This window comes from Shewanella sp. 11B5, assembly GCF_002836795.1.
Classification (GTDB): Bacteria; Pseudomonadota; Gammaproteobacteria; order Enterobacterales; family Shewanellaceae; genus Shewanella; species Shewanella frigidimarina.
On record NZ_PJAP01000907.1, the window covers coordinates 1 to 3,224 of the forward strand.

4 protein-coding genes and 1 pseudogene are annotated in these 3,224 nt (G+C 41.9%); all 5 read left to right on the top strand.

Going from position 1 to position 3,224, the window contains the following annotated elements; translation table 11 throughout:
- Positions 1–195 (top strand): annotated as a pseudogene (locus CXF78_RS18015) (HAD hydrolase family protein); the annotation flags it as partial.
- Entirely contained in the window at positions 192–752 is a 561-nt protein-coding gene (gene lptC / locus CXF78_RS18020; RefSeq protein ID WP_102037539.1) for an LPS export ABC transporter periplasmic protein LptC, read from the top strand. The pseudogene CXF78_RS18015 and the gene lptC, both read left to right, overlap by 4 nt.
- Positions 739–1,320, top strand: a complete 582-nt coding sequence (gene lptA, locus CXF78_RS18025; protein ID WP_102037540.1) for a lipopolysaccharide transport periplasmic protein LptA — start codon at positions 739–741, stop codon at positions 1,318–1,320. The genes lptC and lptA overlap by 14 nt, the downstream gene beginning before the upstream one ends.
- Positions 1,317–2,048, top strand: a complete 732-nt coding sequence (lptB, locus tag CXF78_RS18030) for an LPS export ABC transporter ATP-binding protein (RefSeq protein ID WP_011638813.1) — start codon at positions 1,317–1,319, stop codon at positions 2,046–2,048. Before lptA ends, lptB begins: the two co-directional genes overlap by 4 nt.
- A 142-nt stretch (positions 2,049–2,190) precedes the next feature.
- Positions 2,191–3,224 (top strand): RNA polymerase factor sigma-54 (locus CXF78_RS18035; protein WP_102037541.1); only part of this gene is annotated, 1,034 nt, incomplete at its 3' end.

Here is a 3,224-nt window from a genome sequence, read left to right on the forward strand (position 1 = left end):
GATGACATGGTAGACCTACCCGTAATGAAAGCCGTAGGGCTAGCCATTTGTGTCGGTGATGGTCATCCGTTTGTCAAACAACAGTGCCATATGACAACCACTCTTAACGGTGGCCATGGCGCACTGCGTGAACTCACCGATTTATTACTCTTAAGCCAAGATAAGTTTGCCAGTGCTCATGGTATGAGTATATGAGTAGAGTTTCGCTAGGTATTATTGCTTTTTTTGGGCTTGCTTTTATATTGTACTGGCAAGCACAAATAAAACGCAGTGAAATGGATGCGGTGCAAATACGCGGTATTGAGCGCCCAGATTTTGTTGCAGATAACCTACGCACGACAGAATTCAATCAACTAGGTTTTGTCGAAAGTCGAGTCAGCGCGGAGCACATGGAGCATTACGCTTCAAGCGACATCACTCACTTTACCAAACCTATCTACCTCATTTTCCCTGAAAATGGTAAAGCACAATGGCAATTAAGTGCAGACCGTGGGCAATTGAATAAAAATACCAGCAAAGTCACATTAGAAAATAATGTTATTATTGATGCCATTGATATAGAAGAACCTCTACAGTCACTGAGTACCCAAGCCATTGCGGTGGATTTAACCACTATGATAGGCACCTCACAAGAGATGGTGTACATCAAAGGTAAAGGGTTTATTATTCAAGGTTTAGGCTTGCATGCCGACTTGAATTCGCAAAAATTATCGCTACTTAGCCAGGTAGAAGGAACATATGAGCCACATTAATCGTCTCCACACTCGCGCCAATGTTGTGTTACTAAGTAGCATACTTTGCATATTGAGTTTGCCAGCCACAGCGAAACAAGGTGATCTGAAACAAGAATTGAAAATCGCTTCCGCCAGTCAGTCTGCCGACATTAAAAACAATCAAATTGTTTTTAATGGTCCGGTGACAATTGTCCAAGGCACGATTAATATCAATGCAGATCAGTTACGGGCGTTTACCCCTGAAAACAGCACCAGCAAGAGATTAATTGCTACTGGCACCCCTGCTACATTTTCACAAGAATTAGATGACGGTAAAATTGGTACCGCAAGTGCTGACGAAATTAGCTATGACCTTGCCACCACTACACTCACATTGACAGGCAACGCCAAATTGGATCAATCTGGTAGCCAGGTTACCGGTAATAAAATCAAGTACAACATCAGTGCTCAAGAGCTGATTGCCGAAAGTACTGGTACAGGACAAGATCGGGTAATCACCATCATTCAACCAGAGAATTTCCAAGACGAGTCGGCGCCAAAGCAAAAGCTCCCTGAAATCCCTGTTAACAAGCAGATCAAACCATGACCCAAATTACCTTAACCGCTGAAAATCTAGCAAAAAGCTATAAAGCTCGTCAGGTTGTTAAAGATGTGAGCTTAACGGTTAAAACCGGCCAAATTGTCGGTCTTTTAGGCCCTAATGGTGCAGGTAAAACAACTACCTTTTATATGGTTGTCGGCTTAGTAAAAAGCGATAAAGGTCGGATATTAATTGACGATGACGACCTTACTGCCGATCCAATGCATTTGCGCGCCCGCAAAGGTATAGGTTACTTACCACAAGAAGCCAGTATTTTCCGCAAGCTTACCGTTTACGACAACATAATGGCCGTACTGCAAACTCGCAAAGAGCTCAGCACAGACCAACGTATTGAGCAACTTGAGCATCTACTCGAAGAATTCCACATTACTCACATACGCGACAGCCAAGGCATGTCGTTATCGGGTGGCGAACGTCGTCGAGTTGAAATTGCGCGCGCTTTAGCTGCTAATCCAAAATTTATTTTGCTTGATGAGCCTTTTGCTGGTGTTGATCCTATTTCGGTCATCGACATTAAAAAAATCATCCAACAACTTAAAAATCGCGGTTTAGGGGTATTAATTACCGACCATAACGTACGTGAAACGCTAGACGTTTGTGAACGAGCCTATATCGTTAGCCAGGGTAATTTAATTGCCGAAGGCACACCTGATGAGATATTAAGTAATCAACAAGTTCGTGCTGTGTACTTAGGTGAACAATTCAAGCTATAGTTACTTTACTGGCCTTTAGTCTAGCTAACTCATTTCATTGAACGATACCTAAACAACGTTAAATGTCATTGATGTATATGGCAATCCATTACAGTTTCGAGATTGTCATTTTTATTGAAAATCATCTAGGGATAAGCGGTAAATGAAAGCGTCACTCCAACTTAAAATGGGTCAACACTTAACCATGACCCCACAATTGCAGCAAGCCATTCGCTTACTGCAATTATCGTCATTGGAGCTACAGCAGGAAATCCAACAAGCATTAGATTCAAATCCATTGCTTGAAATAGAAGATGAGTTTTCTGAAGCAAAAGACTCCTTAAAAGAAAATCGCGACCAAGCGGATACCGACTTTAGTGACAACAGCATTGTTAATGTCGAAAAAGACACTTCCACTGTCGACATTGCAGAATCCATGACCAAAGAAACCATGGATGATTTAGCCATGGATACCACATGGGACGAAGTGTACACAGCCTCACCAATGTCAGGTTCAGGCAGTGCGAGCATGCGCGATGACGACATGCCCTTTCAAGGTGAAACCACCGAAGGTCTGTACGAACATTTAGAATGGCAAAAAAATCTTACCCCATTTTCAGACACTGATCTCGCCATTGCCACCGCCATTATTGATGCCATAGATGAACGCGGTTATTTAACCCAAAGTACCGAAGATATTCTTGAAGCCATGGGTGATGAAAATGTGGAACTTGATGAAGTTGAAGCGGTATTAAAACGCGTTCAACACTTTGACCCTGTTGGTGTTGCTGCACGTGATTTAAGTGAATGTCTATTTATTCAATTAGCACAATTCTCTAACGACACACCACATATCGATAATGCTCGTTTGTTAATTAAAGGCTATTTAGATTTAATTGCTGGCCGTGATTTCAGATTATTGATGCGTAAAACAAAACTAAAAGAAAATGAATTACGTGACGCAATCACTCTAATTCAGACACTCAATCCTCGTCCTGGTTTATTAATTACCCCAATGGATGATGAATACGTTATTCCCGATGTCACTGTATTAAAGAAAAATGGTCGTTGGGTTGTAGAGTTAAACCCAGACAACATGCCTAAAATTGGTGTTAATCAGCAATATGCCGCCATGGCTAGAGGCAGTAAAAACCCGTCGGATAGTCAATTTATTCGAGGCCATCTGCAAGAGGCTAA